Source organism: Phyllobacterium sp. CCNWLW183 (assembly GCF_037203775.1).
GTDB lineage: Bacteria > Pseudomonadota > Alphaproteobacteria > Rhizobiales > Rhizobiaceae > Phyllobacterium > Phyllobacterium ifriqiyense.
In genome coordinates, this window is sequence record NZ_JBBCBN010000004.1 from 333759 (window position 1) to 350385 (window position 16627).

Genomic DNA, 16627 nt, shown 5'->3' on the forward strand with positions numbered 1-16627 from the left:
GAACATTGGTTCAATGTGCTGGATAAAGGACAAGGTTTGAAATGCGCGCCCTGAAGAACTGGTTTTGGCCAGGTATTATTACCGTCGCGCTTCTGACTGTTCTGGCTGGATGGTTTCTTGCAGGCCCGATTGACGCCCGCATTACAGAAGCTGCCAACACAGCACTTTCAGCGCAAAATGACTGGGCCAGTGCCGAAGTGGATGGCCGCGATCTTATCTTGAAAGGTGTGGCACCATCGGAGGAAGCTCTGGCCGACGCCATAAAGATCACCAATGAGATTCCCGGTGTCCGAATTGTCGATAATCAGACGACCCTTTTGTCTCTGGCCGAGCCTTTTTCCTTTGTCATCACCAAATCAGATGATGGAATTCTGCTTTCGGGCAATGTTCCTTATGGAGATACAAGGGTAAAAATCCTCAGCGCAGCAGAACTTGCCATGCCCGGTATTGAGATTCTTGATGAGATGGCCGTGGCGCGGGGCGCTCCGCCAGCGTTCTTTGAACTTGTGCAATTTGCCTTGGGACAGGCTGCACAATTGATCAATGGTGAAGTGGAAATCTCGGGAAAAACCTATACGATCAGAGGCACTCCGGCCAGTTCTGCCGATTATGCTGCTATAAATGATGCGTTGAAAAAACCGCTTCCGGGGGATGCGGCTTTAAATGAGATCAAATTGGTCCCACCCGTCGGTCAAGGTGGCTGACAACTGAATCCGGGGCGAAGGGGTTTTGTAAATGTGGTACATGATTTCGCAGCTCTGGTTCTTCCTGCTTGTCGCTGTTCTCGTGGGATTCTATGTCGGCTGGTCCACTCATGAGGGTGAAATAAGTTGAGCAGGCTTGAGGGCAGGAGATAGTCGGCGATGATGAGTTTTATCCTTCAATCATTATTCCTTATCGCCGCAGCTTTTGTTGTTGGCGCGGTTTTAGGTAATGTTTTCAGGAGGTTGTCGCCGCGAAAACCCTCAGTCGCCGAAAGCTCCACCCGCGCCGCCGATGCGCGGCTTGCATCTCAATCCACTCTGGTGGCGGTCAATGATGATGTAAAAAAATCAGCTATTGAGGCTGCCGCGATGATACCTCCGGCAGAGCCGGTTCCACCGAGACCGGTCAAGACAGCGCAAAAATCGCCGCGGAAGGCAGAGCCCAAGGTTATAACGCGCCACCCCAATCAGAATGATGATCATCGCCCGACTCTTCTTAAGAGCGCGCGTCGTGGCAAACCTGACAAACTGAGTGAGATTGACGGAATTGGTGCCAGCATCGAAGCCAAACTTTTCGCCCTTGGTATTTTCCATTATGACCAGATCGCCGCATGGACTGTCGAACAAGCTAATTGGGTCAGTACGGAAATCGGCTTTGCGGGTAGGGCACTGCGTGAAAATTGGGTCAAACAGGCGGCTGCTTTGGTGAAAAAGACGCCTGAAAAAGCGGCAAAAAAAACCTTGCGTGGTTCGACAAGCTCACCATGAGGAAGTTTCGCTGATTGCAGAATGGTACTGCCGAGAGCCAACCTTCCTCATGGTGAGCCCTCCTGAGCTAGTCGAAGGGCGAACCACGCACAGCGCGAATGCCACTTCGTAACAAGAAACTGTAAACATGCACAATACATGATGCTGTTTGGTTCAATCAGCACGCAGATCCACACCGGCCAAAAACGCAGCAATCAATTGAGGCAGTTGCCCCGTTTCTAGAAATGGCGCATGGCCCTGTCCGCCAACATTGATGAACTGCAAAGCCGGGTGACGGCGCATCATATCATCAACGGTTTCCTGTGCCAGAAGTGTCGTGTTCTCCCCCCGGATTACCAGCAATGGCAAGTCTTTCATGAGTTCAAACTGCGCCCAGAGATCGGGAAGTTTGACGCTGAAGTCAATTCCTTCCAGTGTTTTCAATAGGTTGGGATCATAGTCCGAACGGATTTTTCCATTGTCGTCGCGATAGATGGCTCGGGCGAAACGGTCCCAGTCGGCGTTGCCAAGCGCGGGAAAAGCCTTGCCATGAACTGCTTTTTGCAGCGCTGTTGCATGCTGCCAATCGGCGGGATTCTTGGATTTGGATAGGTAATCGCTGATCTGCCGCAGGCCATCAGACACAATTTCAGGTCCGATATCGTTGAAAATGATACCCTTCAAGACTTGCGGCGCCACAGCAGCAAGCACGTGAATGATAAAGCCTCCACGCGATGTACCAAGAAAAGTCGCTTGATCTATATTGAGCGCTTTCAGTCCGGCAAGAATATCGCCGGCTTCAACGCGGATATTGTAGTTTTGCCACTCAGGGTCGTAGGCTGATTGCCCGCGACCGCGATAATCGAAAGTCACGACCTTGCGCGGTGTCGCCGGGTGATTGGCAAGTATCAACGCCAATTCGTGAAAATCGCGGCTGTTACGCGTCAGACCGGGTAAACAAATGAGCGGGAGATTTTCGGTTTCGGAGGCCGGTTGATAGACCCGGGCATAAAGCGTCAACTTGTCAGGTGCGTCGTAAAAGACCTCGGTGAAAGTTTCGCTCACGATAATCGCCCCATTTACAGCCCCTCCCTGAGTAGCAGCCTGCTAAAGCTGTAAGAAGATCTAAAAGCTGATGCCGGTTATCTCTCCCTTGTGGGAGAGAAAGCGATTTCAAGATCTTAGCTTTTGCTAAGTGCTAGAAATCGCAAGAGAGGGGGTTTGCAATCTTCAAGCTCAACAAAACTCAGCCGCGACGACCCGCTGTCAGGTCGCTTTCGATTTGCGCCTTGCCAGTAAGCCGCGCCTTATAGACCTGATAGTTTTCCATTACCCGCTGCACGTAGTTACGGGTTTCGGTATAGGGGATCCGCTCAATCCAATCGACAACCTCGTCCACCGATTTGCCACGGGGATCGCCATATTTGGCTTTCCATTCATTGGCGCGGGTGGGACCTGCATTATAACCGGCAAAGGTAAGCACATACGAGCCATCAAACTTGGCAATTTGCTCGCCAAGAAATTTTGCTCCCAGCGTCGCATTATAAGCGGCATCCGTGGTCAGGCGGGCTTGCGAATAGCTCATCCCGGCGCGGGTTGCCACGCCCTTTGCTGTTCCGGGCAACAGCTGCAATAGCCCGCGTGCCCCAGCGCTCGATACGGCGCCTGGATTGAATTCGCTTTCCTGTCGCGCAATGGCATAGGCCAATGCGGTGCCCGAACCGGAGATATTGGCATTGCCGGGGATCGCTCCGATGGGGTGCGAAAGCGCACCAACATCAATCCCGCGTTGCGCAGCGGCCTTGCCTACACGCAAGGCGACAAAATGGTTGTTCTTGCGTTCGGCCATCACGGCGAGAAGCGCCAGCTCGCCCGGACTGTCGATTTCCTGTGCAAGGCTGGTGTAAAGCAATGCAGCCCTGCTGTCATAACCGGTTTGCTCCAGCCGTTGTATGGCGCGCACGGCTTCGCGCTCTGCAAAGCGATTGCGGTCGGCATCGGTCGGCTTGGGGTAGGGCAGTTGCAGGCCATTTTGTCCAAGCTTGGCGGCAGCCAGCTGTCCATAGAATGTCGTGCCATAGCGGGAGGCGCGTGCGTAATAATCGCGTGCGCTGCCTGCGCTTCCTTCTTCGGCTGCACGGCCCAGCCAATAATAGGCGCGCGAAGCAGACATTGGTCGCGAGGAGATCTCGGCAATCCGTGCGAAATGGCGCTGTGCTGTTTTCGGATCGCGCAGCGCGCGCAGCGCGTACCATCCCGCATGAAATTCAGCGTCGGCAGCAGCTGTTGGCGTTTCAGCGCTATGCATGGCGGCTACGCGATAGGCGCGCTTGGCATCACCAATATCCAGCAACTCACGCGAGAGGACGCGGCGCTCGGTCCACCATGCATCGGGATCAACCAGCGAGGCTGCGTCGCGCGGCGCTGTGTTGATCACGTCTGCCGCTTCCTTATATTTCTCGGCGCGCCGCAAATATTGCGCTTTGGCGAAAATATAGGCCGCATTAGATTTCCACGAGTCATCGACCGCTGCCAGTTTTTTTGCGGCATCGGGAGACTTTTGCAACACAGCAGCAAAGCCCTGATAGAGCGAGGAAGCATTGGCAAGCTTGGCAACACGTCCGGCCGATTTGACCTTGCCCTCATAAAGCATGGTCAGCATGCGTGTCAGATGATCCGTGCGCGATATGACCTGCGAGAACTCTTTTAAGATCATCGCTTCCTGATTGTCATCCAGCTTCTTGTCGCGCCAGAATGGCCCAAGCACGGCTTGAGCCGCACGGGCATTGCCGTTGGCGACATGGGCGCGTGCAAGAATAATCACGCCTTCGACAGTTTGAGGCGCGGTATTGCCGAAAGCCTTGATGACAACGGATGGAGCCGGATTTTCCTTATAAAGTGCGCGCTCGGAATTATTGCGGAAGGTTGCCATGCCCGGCCAGCCCGGGAGCTCGGCAGCAGCATTGGCAATTTCGGAAGAGGGCAGACCCGGTGCATTTGACAGCCCGATGGCCCATGTCAAAATGTGGCGGTCCAGAGCCTGCGCAGGCAATCCATTGCGTATGCCGACAGCGCGCTGCACATCGCCTGAAGCGATGGCATCAAGTCCGCTTTTCAGGCTTCCTGCTATGGCCGATGGCTTTGAAGGTTGAGCTATTCCCGACGTGGTGACCGGATCTGGATGCGTCATCGCCTGCATGGCCGGATTGGCACGGGTTTGACTGGGCGCAAAGGGGCGCAAGGTCGGGGTTGGAACAGCATTTTGAGCATAAGCCGTCGTTACCGCCAGAGTGCAGGCGGAGCCGAAAAGAACGAGACGCAAAACAGAAGTTCTCAGCATACAGACTACCGGTTATTTAAAGGTTGGATCCATGGCCCCTGATCCAGAGACCTGTAAATCAGATAATAATGGCGGACGTATGAAGGGGATATTAACGAAAGGTTATCTGCAAAGCTTGCATTTGAACAGGCGTAGAGAATGGCCCGCCTGGCATGTGCTGCCTGATGAAAGACGCGCGTTCATTCACACAAGAGTGAACGGAATTAAAACAAAAAACGTCCGTTTACATATGAGCGATCATTTAATTGAACGCTCGTTCTATTAATTTGATCCGTTTTTGAGTGTGAAACAGGCCAAAAGCCCCTACAAATCCGTGTTTTGACAGGGCTTGAACTGTTTTTCAAAAATAACTGCGCAAAAATATCAAAAAACTCTGGAAAAAACCCCGAATTTTCCCGAAAAATATCAATCCACGCGTGCAAAATAGTTGCGCGAGGTTGATCATTTACATAACGCAAATGAACTTGTGCCATAAGGCTCGTCCGACTATGGTGCGCCACCTTCTTTCCGGTAGCGGAAAGGGGACAATGTTTATTATTCTGGAGTTTCCCCATGCTGAAAGGCTCAATCACCGCACTCGTCACGCCATTTCTCGATGATGGTGCGTTTGACGAAAAAGCCTTTCGCAGCTTCGTGTCCTGGCAGATAGACGAGGGCACCAATGGTCTGGTTCCAGTCGGAACCACAGGTGAATCTCCCACGCTTTCCCATGCCGAACATAAGCGTGTTGTCGAGGTCTGCATTGAGGAAGCCGCTGGAAAAGTTCCTGTTATTGCGGGCGCTGGGTCAAACAATACACGTGAAGCCATTGAATTGGCTCAGTTTTCGGAAAAGGCCGGTGCTGACGCAATTCTGGTTGTTACCCCATATTACAACAAGCCCAGTCAGCGCGGCCTCTATGCTCACTACAAGGCGATCGCCGAAGCCGTATCGCTGCCGATCATCATCTATAATATTCCGGGCCGTTCTATTATCGACATGACGCCAGAAACCATGGGTCAGTTGACCAATGATTTCAAGAATATAGCCGGGGTCAAGGATGCCACTGGCAAGATTGAGCGTGTTTCTGAGCAGCGTATTACCTGCGGCAAGGATTTCATCCAGCTATCGGGTGAAGATGCGACGGCTTTGGGCTTCAATGCTCATGGTGGCGTCGGCTGCATCTCTGTAACTTCTAATGTTGCGCCGCGCCTTTGCGCTGAATTTCAGGCGGCGACGCTTAGCGGTGACTACGCCAAGGCTTTGGAAATACAGGATAAATTGATGCCTTTGCACAAGGCTCTCTTTATTGAGCCGAACCCAAGCGGTCCCAAATATGCTCTGTCAAAGCTTGGAAAGATGCAAAATGCTCTTCGTTCGCCAATGGTTCAGATTGAGGCTGCAACTGCTGCTCGTCTTGATCAGGCCATGCGGCATGCAGGGCTGGTTAATTAAGGTACGGAATCCCATATAAATTGCATGAATAAGCCAAAATCCGCCTCAAAACCCATCACGGTTCGCAAAATAATTGCTGAAAACCGTAAAGCGCGCTTCAATTTCGAGATTCTCGACACGCTGGAGGCTGGCATTGTTCTGGCTGGCACGGAGGTTAAATCCCTTCGCAACAACCAGTCCAACATCGCCGAAAGCTATGCTAGCTTTGAGAATGGGGAATTCTGGCTCATCAACTCCTACATTCCAGAATATCTGCAGGCGAACCGCTTCAATCATCAACCACGACGGCATCGTAAGCTATTGATTAGTAAGCGTGAAATGTCGCGGCTCGGCCAATCTGTGGATCGCGAAGGGATGACAATCGTTCCCTTAAAGCTCTATTTCAACGATCAGGGCAGAGCGAAATTGGAACTTGCCGTCGCCCGCGGCAAAAAGCTGCATGACAAGCGGGAGACGGAGAAACAACGCGACTGGAACCGTGAAAAGTCTCGGCTCCTGCGTGATCGTGGCTAGGTTTGTTCTAAATTACTCAGGAATATCATCAAGATAGCGTCTGACATCGGCAAAGACGCTCTTGAACATTTCGGTTGTTAGCCGCCCCGTATTGGTATTGTAGCGCGAGCAATGGTAGCTCGAAAAAATACGAATATTACCGATGTCGTTTTGACCGCCATGGCTGAAAGGGAACTTGGCCACGGGCTGCGCAAATGCACGGATCGTGGATTGATGCGCAATGGTGCCAAGTGTAACAATCGCTCTTAGGTTGGCGAATTGTTCTATGGTTGGCGTCAAAAACCTGCGGCAATTGCTGATTTCGCCGCCAACAGGCTTGTTTTCCGGCGGCACGCATCGAACGGCATTGGTGATGGAGGCATTGACGAGTTCGAGCCCATCATCGGGACGCGCTGCAAAAGTCCCACGCGAGAAGCCAAATTCGGACAATGTGCCATACAGTAAATCGCCGGCATAATCGCCGGTAAATGGCCGTCCTGTGCGGTTGGCGCCGCGCACCCCGGGCGCCAGACCAACAATCAGAAGCTTTACGGAATCAATCCCGCCGACGGGTAAGAATGTCGGCACAGGCGCATTGTGCCAGCTCGGCTCCTTTATGCGCCACTCGGCGATAAAGTCATGTAAACGCTGGCAAATCGGGCAATCGGGGGAGGGTTCGACACTCATAACCGCTAAAAAGCATAATGCCGCACGGATTTCCATGCGGCATTTTCATGACTGTGTTGATAAGGCTTAATACTCGACTTGCTCTTCTTCAACGCGCTGACGTGGCGCACGCTCAGAAGCTTCGCGGCCAATCTCATTGCGCAAGGAAGTCAGGTCGATGAAGTGATCCGCCTGACGGCGCAATTCATCAGAGATCATCGGCGGCTGTGTGGAGAGCGTTGAAACAACGCTTACCTTGCGGCCTTTACGCTGTAGCGCTTCAACAAGAGAGCGGAAATCACCGTCGCCGGAGAAGATAACAAAGTGATCTACCGTATCAGTAAGCTGCATAGCATCGACAGCAAGTTCGATGTCCATATTACCCTTGATCTTACGGCGGCCAGCAGAGTCAGTAAATTCTTTAGCAGGCTTTGTTACAACCTTGTAGCCGTTGTAGTCTAGCCAGTCTATCAATGGGCGAATTGAAGAGTATTCTTGATCTTCAACCAACGCGGTGTAATAATAAGCCCGAAGTAAGTATCCGCGCTTTTGAAAAGCTGTGAGCAACTTGCGGTAATCAATATCAAATCCCAGTACCTTGGAGGCTGCGTAGAGATTTGCACCGTCAATGAACAAGACGATCTTTTCTCTGGGGTCAAACATAATAAGGTTCCATTTCGAAAATCTGAGCGTCAATTTCAAATGAGCTTGTTTTGTAAAGTAGCCCGATCTGATCTTATACGAAAGTCTAATATATTAAGTACGTCGAGTTCGCAGAAAAGCCAATACCCCTGCTTGCAATTTTGTACACATAACTAGACAGAAGTGCTCAAACTCCGTTTAGTATCAAATTCTCACAATTAATCTTCGATGCGCTTTTGCTTGTTTTTTAGCGGCAACCGCGTTATGTCGGCATTAATCCGCTAATTCGTTTAAAAATGAAAGGGGCAGTCCATGGCCCGTGTCACTGTTGAAGATTGCGTTGACAAGGTAGAGAACCGCTTTGAACTGGTTCTGCTTGCCAGCCATCGCGCCCGCCTGATTTCGCAAGGCGCTGCGATCACTATTGATCGCGACAACGATAAAAATCCGGTTGTTGCTCTGCGCGAAATCGCAGATGAGACACTTTCTCCCGGCGACCTCAAGGAAGATCTTATTCATTCCTTGCAGAAGCATGTTGAAGTTGATGAGCCGGAAGCTGCTGCATCTGCACCGGTCGCCGCCATTGAAGGTCAGGTTGCCGAGACTGCATCTGCTGACGAAGACAATGTTTCATTCGACTCAATGTCGGAAGAAGAATTGCTGGCAGGCATCGAGGGCCTCGTAGCCCCGGAAAAAAGCGACGATTACTAATCAAATATCGCGCAAAAGCGCGATAATCAGCCAGTTTCGGCTTTTGATGCGTCGCAGCTTCTGCGGCGCATTATTTTTGCGTCTTGGTAATGTAATTACCATATAGGTTGCATACTGTTCGGTATGTATTTGAATTCCCGTGTGTGAGGTGCCCGTCCATGATGCGTCAGTATGAGCTTGTCGAGCGTGTCCAGCGTTACAAGCCTGACGTCAACGAGGCGCTGCTTAACAAAGCCTATGTCTATGCCATGCAGAAACATGGGCACCAGAAACGCGCGTCGGGAGATCCCTATTTTTCTCATCCACTCGAAGTCGCCGCTATCCTCACGGACATGCATCTGGACGAGGCGACCATCGCGATTGCACTTCTTCACGACACTATTGAAGACACTTCGGCGACCCGCCAAGAGATCGATACATTATTCGGACCAGATATCGGGAAGCTCGTTGAGGGGCTGACAAAGCTTAAAAAGCTTGATCTTGTTTCCAAAAAAGCTGTTCAGGCGGAGAATCTGCGCAAGCTTTTGCTCGCCATCTCAGACGATGTACGCGTTCTTCTGGTCAAGCTTGCCGACCGTTTGCACAATATGCGCACACTCCACCATGTGCCTGAAGACAAGCGTCTGCGTATTTCTGAAGAGACAATGGATATTTATGCGCCGCTGGCCGGTCGCATGGGTATGCAGGATATGCGCGAGGAACTCGAGCAATTAGCGTTCCGCTACATCAACCCTGAAGCCTTCAATGCGGTCACCAACCGTCTTGCTGAGCTGATGGAGAAAAACCGCGCAACGCTGCAGCAGATCGAGTCGGATCTCTCCAGCCTGTTCGAGAAAAACGGTATTAAATCGAGCGTTAAAAGCCGTCAGAAAAAGGCTTGGTCAGTTTTCCGCAAGATGGAAAGCAAGGGGCTTTCGTTCGAGCAATTGTCCGATATTTTCGGATTTCGCGTAGTCGTAGATACCGTGGCCGATTGCTATAATGCGTTGGGCATTATTCATACGACCTGGTCAATGGTTCCGGGACGTTTCAAAGACTATATCTCAACGCCAAAACAGAACGATTATCGTTCGATACATACAACCATTGTTGGCCCCTCGCGTCAGCGCGTTGAATTGCAGATTCGCACCCGCGAGATGAATGATATCGCCGAGTACGGTGTTGCAGCGCACTCGATCTATAAGGATCGTGGTAGCGCGCAAAATCCGCACGTCATCTCTACTGAAACCAATGCCTATGCGTGGCTGCGGCAAACTATCGAGGCTCTGGCGGAAGGTGATAATCCGGAAGAGTTTCTTGAACACACCAAACTTGAGTTGTTTCAGGATCAGGTATTCTGCTTTACCCCGAAGGGCCGCTTGATTGCCCTGCCTCGGGGGGCAACTCCAATTGATTTTGCCTACGCCGTTCACACGAATATCGGGGATAGCTGTGTTGGCGCGAAGGTCAATGGCCGTATCATGCCGCTCATGACCGTACTGCACAATGGCGATGAAGTCGACATCATCCGTTCCAAGTCACAAACTCCGCCCGCCGCATGGGAAGGTATTGTTGTAACCGGCAAGGCCAGGGCCGCCATCCGTCGCGCTACCCGACTTGCGGTGCGCAAACAATATTCCGGATTGGGCATGCAGATTTTGGAGCGCGCCTTCGAACGGGCAGGGAAGGTCTATTCACGCGATGAATTGAAGAAGGGCTTGCCACGTCTGGCCCGCAAGGAAATCGACGATGTGCTGGCGGCAGTAGGTCGTGGCGAATTGCCTTCTTCTGACGTGATGAAGGCGGTCTATCCGGAATATCAGGATGCGAAGGTAAAGCCGAGCGCAATCGAGCGTGAAGAGGGCTGGGTCAACTTCCGCAATACTTCCGGCATGATCTTCAAAATGCCGGAAGGCGCCGAACCGGGCGGGCCGCAAGCACTGCCGATCCGGGGCGCAAGCCATGATATGCCAGTGCATTTCTCGCCTGAGGGCGCGGTACCTGGCGACCGCATTGTAGGCATTCTCCAGCCGGGTTCCGGCATGACGATCTATCCGATCCAGTCTTCGGCCCTCATGGCCTATGACGACCAGCCAGAGCGCTGGATCGATGTGCGCTGGGATGTGGATGAGAGCCGCCGCGACCGCTTTCCGGCACGCATCAATATTTCGGCAATCAATGCGCCGGGTTCATTGGCGGAAATCGCGCAGATTATCGCCGAAAATGAAACCAATATTCACAATCTTTCGATGGTTCGTACAGCACCGGATTTTACCCAGATGATCGTTGATCTGGAAGTCTGGAATTTGAAACACCTCAATCGAATATTGTCGAAGCTGAAAGAGAGCAATTGCGTCAGTGATGCCCAACGCGTCAACGGATAAGCAATTCCATCGAAGCCCAACAATTAGCGGGGAAAGCATGAACACGAATGAAGTTTTGGACGTTTTTCGCGAAGCCGGTGCGGTTTTGGAAGGTCATTTTATCCTGACGTCGGGACTACGCAGTCCTGTCTTTCTGCAAAAGGCGCGTGTGTTCATGCATGCGGATAAGACTGAACGCGTATGTCGCGGGCTTGCTGAAAAGATTAAAACCGCAGATCTCGGTCACATTGATTACGTCGTTGGCCCCGCGATAGGTGGTATTATTCCTGCCTATGAAACGTCGCGGCATCTTGGCGTTCCCGCAATTTGGGTTGAGCGTGAGAACGGAACGTTCAAGCTTCGCCGCTTTGAAATTGCCAAGGGTGCCCGTGTTGTTATCGTCGAGGATATCGTAACGACAGGCCTTTCCATTCGCGAAACCGTAGCCTGCCTGCAGGAATTGGGCGCCGACGTGGTGGCTGCTGCCTGTATTATCGACAGGTCTGCCGGAAAGAGCGATGTCGGCGTACCGCTGATTGCGCTGGCGGAGTACGAAGTTCCGGCTTATCCTGCTGACAAGCTTCCACCGGAACTTGCCGCAATTCCGCCTGTTAAACCGGGTAGCCGCAATATTTGATCGAACAACTATCCAACGTGGATCCTGAGGATTCTTGTCGGATAAAAGGAACCAAACCAAAATGCTCTTCAGGCAGCGCAATGTTCCCGGCTTTCGCGAACGGCTTCGTCTCGCTTTATGGCCGCGCCGTTCGATCGGCAGGTCTTTGCGCTATTTTGGCAAGCGAGTACTGCGCTTGCGTGCCACGCCGCATTCCATCGCGATAGGTTTCGCCTGCGGGATATTTGCCGCGTTCATCCCTATTCTCGGTGTTCATATTGCCATAGCCCTTGCGATCGCTTGGTTGATCGGTGGAAACATTGCTGCGGCCGTTATTGGGACCACTCTAGGCAACCCTTTGATTTTGCCTTTCATCTGGGCTGCAACGCTCGAAGTTGGCCGTTTCGTCATGACCGGTAGCCTGAGTGGCGATCCATTGCCGCCGCATCTTGGCGGCATGTTGCGCCATCTGGATTTTGGCGTTTTGTGGCATCCACTCATTGAACCGATGTTGATTGGAGCAGTGCCGCTTGGATTGGCAGCGGCAGCGCTCGCCTATTTTCCCATCCGTTGGGCGGTTGCGAGTTTTCAAAGCAGGCGTCCGGTTGCTCAACTGCAAAAGATTACTGAAACCACATGATTGTTGGCGTCGGAAGCGATTTGATCGATATCAGGCGAATAGAAAAAACTCTTGAGCGCCATGGCAAACGCTTCATCGATCGGGTGTATACGCCTGTTGAACAAGCGAAATCCGAGCGGCGTCAACAAAGGGCTGCATCTTACGCAAAACGTTTTGCCGCCAAGGAAGCCTGCGCCAAGGCTCTCGGCACCGGCCTGGCGCAGGGCGTGTTCTGGCGCGACATGGGCGTCGTTAATCTTCCTAGCGGTGCGCCGACCATGAAACTGACCAATGGTGCAGCGGATCGTCTGGCGAAGCTTATTCCGCCTGGGTTTTCTGCGCGCATTCATGTGACGATCACTGACGATTTCCCCCTGGCACAAGCATTCGTGATTATTGAGGCGTTGAAAATCGAAGAATAGCCGCATTCAAAGGGCAATGGGCAGCATTGCCCCCCGAGCCCTCAGCGGTTAAGAGGGGGCACATTTTGTTTTGGAGATATGAGAAGCGTGAGCGATAAAGCTGTTGTGAAAAATTCCGGTGGTCTTGGCGAGACGGTCAGCGTCATCGTGCAGGCGCTTCTGCTTGCGCTAGTAATCCGGACATTGCTGTTCCAGCCATTCAACATCCCCTCCGGCTCGATGCGCCCGACCTTGTTGGAAGGCGATTATCTCTTCGTTTCGAAATTCTCCTATGGTTATTCGAAATATTCGATCCCATTTGCGCCTGATCTGTTTTCCGGTCGCATATGGAGCGGTGATCCCAAGCGCGGCGACATTGCCGTGTTCCGCAAGCCAAATGATACCTCGCTCGATTTCATCAAGCGCGTTATCGGTCTGCCGGGCGACAAGATTCAGATGCGCAGCGGCGTGCTCTACATCAATGATATTGCCGTACCTCGCGAAAAGGTAGGCCAGATCGACAATCCGGATATCACCGAGGCGCAGGGTCCGGTGGACGTTTACCGCGAAGTTCTGCCCAATGGCATAACCTACGACACGCTCGACCTGACGCCCAATGGTGTTGGTGACGATACGCGCGAATTTGTTGTACCTGCCGGACATTATTTCATGATGGGTGACAATCGCGATAATTCCAGCGATAGCCGTTTTGATGTGGGCTATGTTCCGCTTGAAAACTTCATCGGACGTGCGAACATCATCTTCTTCTCAATCGCCGGCAAGGCAAGCCCGCTGGAACTGTGGCGCTGGCCGTCTGAACTGAGGTTCGACCGCTTGTTGCACAGCGTCAATGCGGCACCAAATTCCGTGCAGAACAATTGATCCGACGATGAGCCTTTCGACTGACGCTGTTCATAAGCTGGAAGAAAAAACGAAACATGTATTTCGTGATCTCGGACGCCTTGAGCGCGCATTAACGCACTCCAGTGCGCGGTCATCGGCAGGCTCGGACTATGAACGGCTTGAATTCCTTGGCGACCGGGTGCTCGGTCTGGTGATTGCGGACCTGTTGTTCCGCGCTTACCCGACAGCTGCGGAAGGCGAATTGTCTTTGCGGCTGAATTCACTGGTGAACGCTGATACCTGCGCCGCTGTTGCCGATGAAATCGGCCTGCATGAATTCATCAAGACAGGTTCTGATGTAAAAGGGCTGGCGGATAAACGGCTCAAAAGTCTGCGTGCAGACGTCGTTGAATCGCTGATTGCAACAATTTATCTGGACGGCGGCCTCGAAGCGGCGCAACCTTTCATCGAACGATATTGGGATGCGCGCTCGAAGGGAAGCAATTCCGCTCAGCGCGATCCTAAAACTGAATTGCAGGAATGGGCACATCAGCAAGATGGTGCTCAACCTTTGTACAGCGTTGTTGAACGAACCGGACCTGACCACGATCCGCAATTTACGATTCAGGTGGTTGTAAAAGGCTTCGAACCGGCGGTGGGCAAAGGCCGTTCCAAGCGGTTGGCGGAGCAAGAAGCTGCCATCGCATTGCTTTATCGCGAAGGCGTTCGTCAGAAGACGCAGGAAGACACAAGAAATGACTGAACAAAATCAAACGCCTGCGAATGAAGCCGAACAGGCTGTTCCGACACGCTCGGGCTTCATTGCCCTGATAGGCGCCCCAAATGCCGGCAAGTCGACGCTGGTCAATCAGCTTGTTGGCAGTAAGGTTTCAATCGTTACGCACAAGGTGCAGACGACGCGGGCGCTGGTTCGCGGCATTGTTATTCACGATCAGACGCAGATGGTGCTGGTCGACACGCCCGGTATTTTCAAACCGAAGCGCCGCTTGGATCGCGCCATGGTGACGACCGCATGGGGCGGTGCAAAGGACGCCGATCTCATTCTGGTTCTTATCGATGTTGAACAGGGCATTGATGACGAGGCCGAAATTCTCCTCGATAGTCTGCGGGATAAAAAGCGCAAGGTGATCTTGGTCCTCAATAAGGTCGACCGTATTGAAGCGCCAATGCTGCTTGAACTCGCCAAGAAAGCCAATGAAAAGGTCAAATTCGATCAGACTTTCATGATTTCCGCGCTGAAGGGCTATGGCTGTAAGGATCTGCTGAAATATCTGGCGGAAAACCTTCCTGAAGGTCCGTGGTATTATCCGGAAGATCAGATCTCGGATATGCCCATGCGCATGCTTGCTGCTGAAATCACCCGCGAAAAGCTTTATCTGCGCCTCCATAATGAACTGCCATATTCTTCAACAGTTGAGACCGAAAGCTGGGAAGAAAAGAAGGATGGTTCAGTTCGCATTCAGCAGGTCATTTACGTCGAGCGCGATAGCCAGAAGAAGATCGTTCTTGGCCATGAAGGCCAGGCGATAAAATCAATTGGTCAGGCAGCACGCAAGGAATTGATGGAAATCCTGGAGCAGAAGGTTCATCTGTTCCTTTTCGTCAAGGTTCGTGACAATTGGGGCAATGATCCCGAGCGTTACCGTGAAATGGGACTTGAATTTCCGCAATAATAGCGCCAAGTCTCGGCTATGGAATGGCGAGACGAAGGCATTATCCTCGGAACGAGGCGGCACGGGGAAACCAGCGCTATCCTTGAACTGATGACCCGTGATCATGGCCGCCATCTTGGCCTCGTGCGCGGTGGGCGATCACGCCGTATGCAGCCCTTGTTGCAGGCCGGAAACCGCGTTGATGTCATCTGGCGGGCCCGTATGGATGAACATCTTGGCATGATGCAGGTTGAGCCTGTCAGCTTTTCAGCTGCACGCCTGATTGAACAGCCCGTCGCGCTTTATGGGTTGCAGCTTGCTGCCTCGCATTTGCGCCTTTTGCCGGAACGTGATCCCCACCAGAACCTTTTCGAAATTCTCGCTGTCATTCTTGAACATTGCGAAGACACCATGATCGCTGGCGAATTGCTTTTGCGTTTCGAAGTGCTGATGCTGGAGGAGCTCGGCTTTGGCCTTGATCTGAAAAGTTGCGCCGCGACGGGTGTTGCCAGCGATCTGACTTACGTGTCACCCAAGTCAGGTAGGGCAGTATCCCGGGATGCGGGTGCGCCATGGGCGGACAAGCTGCTGGTCATGCCGCCTTTCATGGTCAACTCCAGCGTTCGGGCCATGTCGATGGCAGAGATCAGCGACGCATTTCGTTTGACCAGTTTTTTCTTCATGCGGCATGTGTGGGAGCCGCGCGCGCAAAAGCCGCCTGAAGCCCGCGACGGCTTTCTGAATGCTATCGCCAGATCATTGAAAAACAGCGAAGGACATGTCGTGTCCGCCGAAGAAAGGCCGGTTCCTCATGGGGAGTGATATTATGGACGCTATCGAGTTTCCGGCCGGAGTGGGAAAGCTTCCGCTTGGCGACTTGGCCATACGCAGCGGACTGGAGATATTGCAGGCAATGTTGCGCGGTGAATATCCAGCGCCGTACATTGCCAAGACACTATCTTTCACGCTTCACGAAGTAGCGCAGGATCGTGTGGTGTTCAAAGGACTGCCTTCTATCGAGCACCTTAATCCGATGGGCGGCGTCCATGGTGGTTGGATCGCAACATTGATGGATTCTGCCCTGGCTTGCTGCGTCATGACTACGCTGAAGCCGGGCGAGGCCTATACGACCGCAGAATTCAAGGTGAATCTGGTCCGCCCATTGAGTGCTAACATGGGGATGGTGTTCTGCGAAGGACGGCTTATTCACCGCGGACGTACTTTAGCAACATCCGAAGCATTCTTGAGAGATCAGAACGGGAAATTGCTGGCGCACGGCACCGAGACATGTTCAATTTTTCCTCTCGAAAACCTTGTTCGGACAAGTTAGCCGTTTGATTTCAATAAAATTTGTTGAAAATCGGCAACTTTTTCTTAGCAAATGATGCGTGGCAGAC

The 16627-nt window shown here is 52.4% G+C and carries 18 protein-coding genes; 14 read left to right on the plus strand and 4 right to left on the minus strand.

Going from position 1 to position 16627, the window contains the following annotated elements; translation table 11 throughout:
* Positions 1 to 41: 41 nt before the first annotated feature.
* The gene (locus V9K95_RS12100) at positions 42 to 704 is read left to right on the plus strand and encodes a BON domain-containing protein (protein WP_336440970.1); all 663 of its coding nucleotides are present in this window, start codon (positions 42 to 44) and stop codon (positions 702 to 704) included.
* Positions 705 to 863: 159 nt separating this feature from the next.
* Positions 864 to 1472, plus strand: coding sequence for a hypothetical protein (locus V9K95_RS12105; RefSeq protein WP_115051864.1), 609 nt, complete (start codon positions 864 to 866; stop codon positions 1470 to 1472).
* Between the two features lie 153 nt (positions 1473 to 1625).
* Here the strand turns inward: V9K95_RS12105 and V9K95_RS12110 are convergent, their stop codons facing one another.
* The gene (locus tag V9K95_RS12110) at positions 1626 to 2516 is read right to left on the minus strand and encodes an alpha/beta fold hydrolase (RefSeq protein ID WP_336440971.1); all 891 of its coding nucleotides are present in this window, start codon (positions 2514 to 2516) and stop codon (positions 1626 to 1628) included.
* 181 nt (positions 2517 to 2697) lie between these two features.
* The gene (locus V9K95_RS12115; RefSeq protein ID WP_336440972.1) at positions 2698 to 4791 is read right to left on the minus strand and encodes a lytic transglycosylase domain-containing protein; all 2094 of its coding nucleotides are present in this window, start codon (positions 4789 to 4791) and stop codon (positions 2698 to 2700) included.
* Between the two features lie 552 nt (positions 4792 to 5343).
* Between V9K95_RS12115 and dapA the strand changes: the two genes are divergently transcribed.
* Positions 5344 to 6225: a 4-hydroxy-tetrahydrodipicolinate synthase gene (gene dapA, locus V9K95_RS12120; RefSeq protein WP_336440973.1), complete on the plus strand. Its 882-nt coding sequence runs from the start codon at positions 5344 to 5346 to the stop codon at positions 6223 to 6225.
* Positions 6226 to 6249: 24 nt separating this feature from the next.
* The gene (gene smpB, locus V9K95_RS12125) at positions 6250 to 6738 is read left to right on the plus strand and encodes an SsrA-binding protein SmpB (protein ID WP_115051860.1); all 489 of its coding nucleotides are present in this window, start codon (positions 6250 to 6252) and stop codon (positions 6736 to 6738) included.
* 12 nt (positions 6739 to 6750) lie between these two features.
* On the opposite strand, the gene V9K95_RS12130 is transcribed toward smpB, so the two are convergent.
* The gene (locus V9K95_RS12130; RefSeq protein ID WP_336441013.1) at positions 6751 to 7404 is read right to left on the minus strand and encodes a uracil-DNA glycosylase; all 654 of its coding nucleotides are present in this window, start codon (positions 7402 to 7404) and stop codon (positions 6751 to 6753) included.
* Between the two features lie 66 nt (positions 7405 to 7470).
* The gene (locus tag V9K95_RS12135; RefSeq protein WP_115051859.1) at positions 7471 to 8046 is read right to left on the minus strand and encodes a LabA-like NYN domain-containing protein; all 576 of its coding nucleotides are present in this window, start codon (positions 8044 to 8046) and stop codon (positions 7471 to 7473) included.
* Between the two features lie 291 nt (positions 8047 to 8337).
* Between V9K95_RS12135 and rpoZ the strand changes: the two genes are divergently transcribed.
* The 10 genes from rpoZ (at position 8338) to V9K95_RS12185 (ending at position 16560) form a co-directional block, all read left to right on the plus strand.
* Complete coding sequence (gene rpoZ / locus V9K95_RS12140) at positions 8338 to 8736, plus strand: DNA-directed RNA polymerase subunit omega (protein ID WP_115051858.1); 399 nt, start codon at positions 8338 to 8340, stop codon at positions 8734 to 8736.
* Positions 8737 to 8894: 158 nt separating this feature from the next.
* Complete coding sequence (locus V9K95_RS12145; protein ID WP_307283817.1) at positions 8895 to 11099, plus strand: RelA/SpoT family protein; 2205 nt, start codon at positions 8895 to 8897, stop codon at positions 11097 to 11099.
* Positions 11100 to 11136: 37 nt separating this feature from the next.
* Positions 11137 to 11715: an orotate phosphoribosyltransferase gene (gene pyrE, locus V9K95_RS12150; RefSeq protein WP_115051856.1), complete on the plus strand. Its 579-nt coding sequence runs from the start codon at positions 11137 to 11139 to the stop codon at positions 11713 to 11715.
* Positions 11716 to 11776: 61 nt separating this feature from the next.
* Positions 11777 to 12334, plus strand: a complete 558-nt coding sequence (locus V9K95_RS12155) for a DUF2062 domain-containing protein (RefSeq protein WP_307283822.1) — start codon at positions 11777 to 11779, stop codon at positions 12332 to 12334.
* Positions 12331 to 12735: a holo-ACP synthase gene (acpS, locus tag V9K95_RS12160; protein ID WP_115051854.1), complete on the plus strand. Its 405-nt coding sequence runs from the start codon at positions 12331 to 12333 to the stop codon at positions 12733 to 12735. The genes V9K95_RS12155 and acpS overlap by 4 nt, the downstream gene beginning before the upstream one ends.
* 78 nt (positions 12736 to 12813) lie before the next feature.
* On the plus strand, positions 12814 to 13596 hold the full coding sequence (lepB, locus tag V9K95_RS12165; RefSeq protein ID WP_336440974.1) for a signal peptidase I: 783 nt from the start codon (positions 12814 to 12816) through the stop codon (positions 13594 to 13596).
* A gap of 7 nt (positions 13597 to 13603) precedes the next feature.
* Complete coding sequence (rnc, locus tag V9K95_RS12170; protein ID WP_115051852.1) at positions 13604 to 14320, plus strand: ribonuclease III; 717 nt, start codon at positions 13604 to 13606, stop codon at positions 14318 to 14320.
* Complete coding sequence (gene era, locus V9K95_RS12175; RefSeq protein WP_115051851.1) at positions 14313 to 15251, plus strand: GTPase Era; 939 nt, start codon at positions 14313 to 14315, stop codon at positions 15249 to 15251. The genes rnc and era overlap by 8 nt, the downstream gene beginning before the upstream one ends.
* Positions 15252 to 15269: 18 nt before the next feature.
* A complete protein-coding gene (gene recO / locus V9K95_RS12180; RefSeq protein WP_115051850.1) occupies positions 15270 to 16052 on the plus strand; it encodes a DNA repair protein RecO in 783 nt (260 codons plus the stop codon).
* 4 nt (positions 16053 to 16056) lie between these two features.
* Complete coding sequence (locus V9K95_RS12185) at positions 16057 to 16560, plus strand: PaaI family thioesterase (RefSeq protein WP_336440975.1); 504 nt, start codon at positions 16057 to 16059, stop codon at positions 16558 to 16560.
* Positions 16561 to 16627: the final 67 nt, after the last annotated feature.